At 43.2% G+C, this 7,277-nt stretch carries 9 protein-coding genes; 7 read left to right on the top strand and 2 right to left on the bottom strand.

What is annotated here, in order from left to right; genetic code table 11:
- Window positions 1-52 precede the first annotated feature (52 nt).
- From ACT3TU_RS13170 to ACT3TU_RS13145, 6 genes are all read left to right on the top strand, one after another.
- Complete coding sequence (locus tag ACT3TU_RS13170) at window positions 53-493, top strand: RNA-binding S4 domain-containing protein (protein WP_192524073.1); 441 nt, start codon at window positions 53-55, stop codon at window positions 491-493.
- Window positions 494-713: 220 nt separating this feature from the next.
- On the top strand, window positions 714-1,211 hold the full coding sequence (locus ACT3TU_RS13165; protein ID WP_192524072.1) for a low molecular weight protein-tyrosine-phosphatase: 498 nt from the start codon (window positions 714-716) through the stop codon (window positions 1,209-1,211).
- A 94-nt stretch (window positions 1,212-1,305) separates the two neighbouring features.
- Window positions 1,306-2,457 (top strand): UDP-N-acetylmuramate dehydrogenase, encoded by a 1,152-nt coding sequence (gene murB, locus ACT3TU_RS13160; protein ID WP_192524071.1) that lies wholly within the window; start codon window positions 1,306-1,308, stop codon window positions 2,455-2,457.
- Complete coding sequence (locus tag ACT3TU_RS13155) at window positions 2,447-3,220, top strand: YdcF family protein (RefSeq protein ID WP_192524070.1); 774 nt, start codon at window positions 2,447-2,449, stop codon at window positions 3,218-3,220. The genes murB and ACT3TU_RS13155 overlap by 11 nt, the downstream gene beginning before the upstream one ends.
- Window positions 3,221-3,352: 132 nt before the next feature.
- Window positions 3,353-3,646 (top strand): cbb3-type cytochrome oxidase assembly protein CcoS, encoded by a 294-nt coding sequence (gene ccoS, locus ACT3TU_RS13150; protein WP_192524069.1) that lies wholly within the window; start codon window positions 3,353-3,355, stop codon window positions 3,644-3,646.
- Between the two features lie 34 nt (window positions 3,647-3,680).
- The gene (locus tag ACT3TU_RS13145; protein ID WP_192524068.1) at window positions 3,681-4,511 is read left to right on the top strand and encodes a sulfite exporter TauE/SafE family protein; all 831 of its coding nucleotides are present in this window, start codon (window positions 3,681-3,683) and stop codon (window positions 4,509-4,511) included.
- Between the two features lie 100 nt (window positions 4,512-4,611).
- Here ACT3TU_RS13145 and ACT3TU_RS13140 read toward each other — a convergent pair whose 3' ends face one another.
- Window positions 4,612-5,766 carry a DEAD/DEAH box helicase gene (locus ACT3TU_RS13140; protein ID WP_192524067.1) on the bottom strand — a complete coding sequence of 385 codons (1,155 nt, stop codon included), beginning with the start codon at window positions 5,764-5,766 and terminating at the stop codon, window positions 4,612-4,614.
- 276 nt (window positions 5,767-6,042) lie between these two features.
- Window positions 6,043-6,258 (bottom strand): cold-shock protein, encoded by a 216-nt coding sequence (locus ACT3TU_RS13135; protein WP_192524066.1) that lies wholly within the window; start codon window positions 6,256-6,258, stop codon window positions 6,043-6,045.
- A 475-nt stretch (window positions 6,259-6,733) separates the two neighbouring features.
- Between ACT3TU_RS13135 and aroQ the strand changes: the two genes are divergently transcribed.
- The gene (aroQ, locus tag ACT3TU_RS13130; RefSeq protein ID WP_192524065.1) at window positions 6,734-7,264 is read left to right on the top strand and encodes a type II 3-dehydroquinate dehydratase; all 531 of its coding nucleotides are present in this window, start codon (window positions 6,734-6,736) and stop codon (window positions 7,262-7,264) included.
- The last annotated feature ends 13 nt before the right edge of the window (window positions 7,265-7,277 follow it).

Raw genomic sequence — 7,277 nt, 5'->3', positions numbered from 1 at the left:
AGCAAAAAAAGCACCATTACTATTTTACTTTATTGATATTTATGAGGTTTTGATGAGTAAACACAATAAAAACCACAATCAACCCAGCCACAGCAAACCTGATTTGGTTCGCATGCGGCTTGATAAATGGTTATGGGCTGCACGCTTTTATCGCACTCGAACCCTTGCCAAAGAAGCCATTGAAAGCGGGCGAGTACATTATGCTGGTAGCCGCGTTAAGACCAGCAAAGAAATTATGGTTGGCGATGAGCTACAGATTCGTCAGGGCTCAGCTACGGCGATGACTGAAAAAACAGTGATTGTTGAGGCACTCACCGCACAACGTGGCAATGCGACCGCTGCCCAAGTTTTATATTCAGAGACTGAGGAAAGTGAAGAGCGACGCGCCTATTATGCCGAGCAACGTAAACTTGCCAATCTTGCCCGCCCTGATAATAAACCCAACAAAAAAGAGCGTCGTGATTTACAACGTTTTAAGAACAAGCAAGACTAAAAATATTAGGGTTTAACCTCATTTTTAAGAATATAGCTCTCAGCAGCGCCCTACGGTTTACTGGATTGAATGACCCAATTGTTTAGCCTCTACTCTTGCCATTCAAAGCATTAACCGTTACGCTGATAACTCATTAATTTACTCGATAACATGCTAATAAACCGCATTACCCATGCTGGTCTTGATAGCATGTTTTTTTGTTGTGATAAAAGGTCATTATATGCCAATCAAAGCGTCTACCCCCTCATCTGTGCTATTGGTTTGTTTGGGAAATATTTGCCGTTCACCGACCGCCGAAGAGATTTTTCGTCAGCAAGCAGCAATTGCAGGGCTGGCAATTAAGGTAGATTCTGCGGGTACTGGGGACTGGCATATTGGTCACGCACCCGATGAACGAGCACAGCGTCACGCTAAAGCCCACGGCTATAAAATTAATAAGCTGGTCGCACGGCAAGTAAGCGCCGATGATTTTCGTAATTTTAATTTAATCTTAGCTATGGATGCGCAAAACTTAGCCGACCTACAAGCCATTAAAGATGGCATGGCAGACACAGAAGATAATTTAGCCAAGTTAGCGTTATTCAGCGAAGAAGATCCTACCTACGGTGGCGACGATGTCCCAGACCCTTATACAGGCGATAGCGACGCATTTGAAGAAGTGATAGAACGTATCGAATCTAGTGCGCAAGCTTGGATTGAAAGCTGGAAAACTGCCTAGCAATAAAGCGCCATATTTCTGCTACTTTTATATCTAGCATCCTTTATAATGAACATCACATGATTTTTGTTTATCTGTCAGATTAGGCTATGTTATGACTTCAGCTTTGCGCCTTGATACCAGCACTCGACATGATTTACCAACTGATGACTTGCCAGTGGATTTATTAAACTGTCCAACAACTGATTTGTCATATAGCAATACCATGGCTTTAGCGTCTACTGCTGATTTGGTCGTGACATTGACGGATGAGGCGCAGCTCGATGCTTTTATGGCTGACTATGTAAAAGATACAACACCTAATAAGCCCTTGTTTGTGCTCTCTGGCGGCAGTAACGTGTTATTGCCGGCGCAATTAAATGCCATCGTATTACGTCCAAAAATGCGCGGTATCAATCTAACTGCGCAAACAGACAGTCATGTCGGTATTGAAGTGATGGCAGGTGAAAACTGGCATGATTTGGTGATGCATACCGTAGCTCAAGGTTGGTATGGACTTGAGAATCTTGCGCTGATACCCGGTTTAACAGGAGCAGCGCCTGTACAAAATATCGGTGCTTACGGTGTTCAATTAGAAGACTGCTTAGAATACGTGCGCGCCTATCATCTGCCTACTCAAACTTGGCATGAGCTAACAGCGGCTGACTGCGATTTTGGTTATCGTGATAGCATTTTTAAACGCAATCCAAATATCTGGTTAATCAGTCGCGTGGGTTTCCGCCTACATACAGATGCGACAAAGTTTTTAGCCAGCTACGGTGATGTACAAACAGTCGCCCAACGCTATGCAGCGGAGCAAGGTCGCAAGCAGCTTACGCCTTCTGATGTTATGCAAGCCATCATTGATATTCGCCAGCAAAAACTACCTGACCCTAAGCAGCTACCAAATTGCGGCAGCTTTTTTCAAAATCCTATCATCCCTCAAGCTCAATTTACGGCATTGCAAACACTCTACCCTGCTATCGTTGGTTATCCTATGCCTGATGCAATGATTAAAGTCGCTGCAGGCTGGCTAATTGAACAAGCCGGTCTAAAAGGTGGTGGCATAGCCCCAATTGTCACTCATAAGCAACAAGCATTAGTATTAACCAACCACACGCCTTATCAAGCCGTTCAAGAAGATGTGGCAGCCGCCCAAAAATTTATTGCTGATACTGTGTACGATAAGTTTGCCATTCAATTGTCGCGTGAGCCCGTGTGGGTAAATGCTGACGGCTCTATTGGATATGAAGAGCATGTGGTCTAAGCGGTCATGGTCTAAGCGATTATGGCGCTCTTACTTACGTTCAGCTGAGCGCATGATGAAGTTGTTTCGTATTATTAATGCCACTTTTTTGCTTGGCTCAACGGCGGTTATTTTAGTACTCATCAGTTTATTTACACCGCTATTTTCGCAAGCAGTGGTTTATCTATTTACCCTTCTACCCTTACCAAACATGCCTTCTACCGCCATGAGTACACCGCCTACCGCTTATGTAGTATTAGGTGGCGGTCTGACCAATGATCATAACAATCAAATTATCCTAAATAGCTATAGTCTTAATCGCGCCCGTACCGCTGCTACCGCCTATCACGATCTACCCCTTCCTATCGTACTAAGCGGTGCTGAAGCGCCTTGGCTTGGTCAGTGGCTTATCGAACATGGCATTGATGGATTGATTAGCGAAAATGCCAGTATGAATACCTGCGAAAACGCGCGATTTACCGCCAAACGTACTCCCCTATATCATGTATATCTTATTACTGATAGCTATCATATGGCTCGTGCGCGCAGACAATTTGCCTTAAACGGTATCAACAGCACACCGATTAACGCTCCTTTACCGGTCAGGCGTGATTGGATGGAACCAGCGAAAAACTTGAGCCATTCACGGCGCGCAGTCTATGAGATCGCAGCTTACCTACGTGATGTGATACGTCCACAAACAAACTGTCGTCAAGCCAAAGACGTAACGTCGCAACAGCTGTTGACGCCTAGAGGTAACGCTGCGAAGACAGATGATGACTAAATATCAATATCAATCTAGTACAAACGTCATCACATAACTGTTTACGGCATTGCTTTCAATAGGACAGAACGTCCATTAAATGGAGTAATGGGTGTATAATACGCTAAGAAACTGCTATTAAAGAGATTTGCCATGCTCAGTATATTTTTATTAATTCCCTTAAGTCTCATGCTGTTTGTGGTTGCTATTTGGGCCGTACGTTATGCCGTTAAGTCAAATCAGTTTGAAGATCTAGACAATGCCTCTCAGCGCATCATATTGGACGATCGCCAAGAGCGTCGACAAACGATGCAAGCGCACCAGCACTCAACGCCTGATCAGCAAGGCAATGATGTAGTAGCGACTGACACAGCTCATGATGCAGCAGCTGATACTGATTCAGATACGAGCAAGCTCTCCGATAGTGACCATAACCCCAAAATCTAGCTTTAATTTTTAGACTCTTTAGGAGAAACATCCTATGACTATTGCTTTACTAGTTGCGGCATTACTGATGGGTTTTTTTGGTTCACCACATTGTTTGGGCATGTGTGGCGGTTTGGTGACCGCATTTGGACTGTCTATGAAAGATGTCAGTCCAACCAAGCGCCGTGCCTTGGTAGCGACTTATCATTTAGGCCGTTTGACCAGTTATGCATTGTTAGGTTTAATCGCTGGACTTGTTGGTACTACTGTACTAGCGCCATTAATGACGAGTAACAATATACCGCGTATCTTATTAGGCTTAGTACTGGTATTTGTTGGTGTAACCATGCTTGGCGCACCATTTTTAACTAAGCTTGAGCGTTTTGGCATGCGATTTTGGCAGTACCTTAGCCCCATTCGTCAAAAAGTATTTCCATTGAATACTTTTCCGCGTGCACTGTCTGCTGGTCTTTTATGGGGCTTTTTGCCTTGTGGCTTGGTATATGGCGCTCTACTGATTGCCGTGGTCGCTCACAACCCGTTAAGCGGTGCAGCATTGATGTTTGTCTTTGGTCTAGGCACCGTACCAATGCTGGTTGCTACTCACGAAACCGTTGGCTGGTTGCGCGATAAGATTGGACGTTTTCGCTTAAGACAGCTGAATGGCGCTATCATGGTGTTGTCTGGCTTGGCCGTTGTTTTTGTTCCTATCGCCATGTCTAGCATGCACGGCAGTCATGATGGTGGGCACGGAGAGATGGATCACAGCAGCCATTCTGCTATGATATCTGACACAAATGATAGCGCGCACCACGATATGAGTGAAATGGATCACAGCATGCATAATATGGATGACGACGCAGCGACAATGGAACAACAGCACTAGTTTAATTGTCACTTATCTTTATTTGAAAAGATTTTGCTCAAAGAAAAAGCCCCCAACAAATCGTTGAGGGCTTTTTTAGCGCCAAGTAGTTAAAGGCTTGCTACTGCTGCCACTGTTCAAGTTTAAATTTAGTATCTAAGTGCTTTTCTAACGCTGGTATATTAAAAGCATCATCTTCACTCACAAAGCTAATACTGACACCTGTTTGTCCAGCACGCCCTGTACGACCAATACGGTGCACATAATCATCTGGCTGATCAGGCAACGTATAGTTAATCACATGACTGATATCATCGACATGAATGCCGCGTCCTGCTACATCGGTTGCCACCAAAATAGAAGCATGGCCATCTTTAAAGCGTTGTAGATATTTTTCACGCTTTTGCTGAATCACATCGCCCGATAGCATGACGATTTTATGCGCTTGGCGAAGCTTATGATACAAGCGTTTGACTTGGTCTTTACGATTGGCAAAGACGATGACCTTTTCTACTGCGCTATCAGTGATGATACGCTCTAAAGCTTCTAGTTTCTGATTTTCAGTTAACAAATAGAAATGCTGATCAACCAGTTCACTGGTTTTATGTTCAGGCTCAATTTCGACAAACTGTGGTTCATGCAGCCAGCGATAGGCCAAATTCATCACATCTTGGTTAAAGGTCGCAGAAAACAATAAGCTTTGACGATCGGTATTGGCTGGCATGCGACCAACCAAACGCTTGATATCGGGGATAAAACCCATATCCAGCATGCGATCCGCTTCATCCAATACCAGCACCTCTACTCTATCTAGATAGACCATGCCTTTATTGGCAAGATCAATCAAACGACCAGGCGTCGCTACCAAAATATCGACATACTGACGCTCAAGCTCGTGCTGCTGGGTTTCATAATTGGTGCCACCCATGATGCAAACGCTGTGTAGAGCAGTGTATTTGGTCAATTCGATGCAGTCGTCAAATATCTGCTGAGCAAGCTCACGAGTGGGCGCCATCACAACAGCACGTGGCTCACCTAAATAACGCTCTTCATCATTGCCAAACGGCCGCTTAAGCAGCGCCTCCATAATAGTCAATAAAAATGTTGCCGTTTTGCCAGTACCCGTTTGTGCCTGTCCAATGGCATCTTGATTTGCCAACGTATAGGGCAATATTTGTGCTTGAATAGGTGTTAATTCAGTAAAGCCTAAATCGCGCACTGCGCGTAAAGTCGCATCCGTTAGCGGTAAATCTGTAAACGTCGTAAAATTGCTCAAAAAAACATCCTTTTTGTATTAATCAATCATAGGTTATCAATCAAGGACAGCTAGGCTGTCTGCATGACAGAGGCTGCAAAAACTCACAGACTACAACCCTATTAAATCTATAGATAATGGGCAGACAAGTAGACATAAAAAAGTCAAGCCTAACGCCTGATCCCACAGATATGCTGGAGTTAACTCAACACGGGTGAGATAAGACGGGCTTGACTCAGTAGTATATCAGTAGTTTGGACAGACATTATAGCTAAACCGCTCTAATGACTGAGTTGATTACTCTTCTACTTTTTTGACTTCTTCAGCTTGAAGACCTTTATCGCCTTCTACTACACTGAATTCAACCTTTTCACCGTCCGCTAAAGAACGATAGCCATCACCTTGAATCGCGCGGAAATGGACAAAAATATCTTCTCCGCTGTCACGTTGAATGAAACCAAAACCTTTTGAGTCATTAAACCACTTAACGGTACCTTGCTCACGAGCTGACATAATATTACTTCCTAAAAAAGTTCGCCTAGTCCCAAATTCCTTTGCAACATTGCATATAAATGGGGTCTAAGATTATGAAATCAAAAAATTAAGAGTATTACAATAGTAGCTGCCACTTATGCATAGCATTTATAATAAATAACCCTATTTAAAAGCATAGTTAATGTTTTAAATATAGCCACTATAAACAAAGCCACTATCTTTACTATTAGCCTACTTTAGTAACAGCAACAAACTTGCAATAATTATTGCTTAAAAAATATCATAGCACGGGTTTTTAGCAACATAAAGACATTTAACACGATTTTTGATGATTAGGTGGGCTTTTTATGTAATTTTTTTATAACCAAGCCTGCAAGCTGTTATCATAAAGCAGTAATCTTAGCAGGACGCTACCACCCTGCTCTTCTGTAATTCTTACATCTAACGATAAATTATAAACGATCGATATCATTTAATAGCTATAGAGACCATTATGACAACCCCTTCTAAATCAACCACAGCATCTTGTGGCCAACATGCTGACAAAGTATTCAATAAAAAACTCTTATTGGTTAATGGGGTCAATTTGAACTTGCTGGGTAAACGCGAGCCTGAAATTTATGGTCATACAACCCTCGCTGATATCGAAAAACACTTGGTTGCGCGTGCAGCTCAGTATGGTATTGAATTAATATGCAGTCAATCCAATCATGAAGGCAAGCTGGTTGATGAGATTCAACATCATGGACTTTTAGCAGAAAAAGCGGCGCAAGTGGATGCGATTATTATCAACCCTGCGGCCTTTACCCACACCTCTGTCGCTATACGTGATGCGCTCTTGGCCACACAAAAACCCTTTATAGAAGTGCATTTATCCAATGTTCATACGCGTGAGCCTTTTCGTCATCATTCTTATTTGAGCGATGTCGCGGTTGGGGTTATTTGTGGATTGGGGCCGCTAGGTTACCAGATGGCATTGACCTATTGGCTCGACAATCTCTATGCTATAAAAACGATCGACTGACACTTAATCTTTG

Origin of the sequence: Psychrobacter sp. AOP3-A1-26 (assembly GCF_052378235.1) — a bacterium.
In the GTDB taxonomy this organism is placed as follows: Bacteria; Pseudomonadota; Gammaproteobacteria; order Pseudomonadales; family Moraxellaceae; genus Psychrobacter.
Note: the sequence above shows the minus strand (reverse complement) of the source record. Positions and strands in the feature narration are given on the sequence as shown.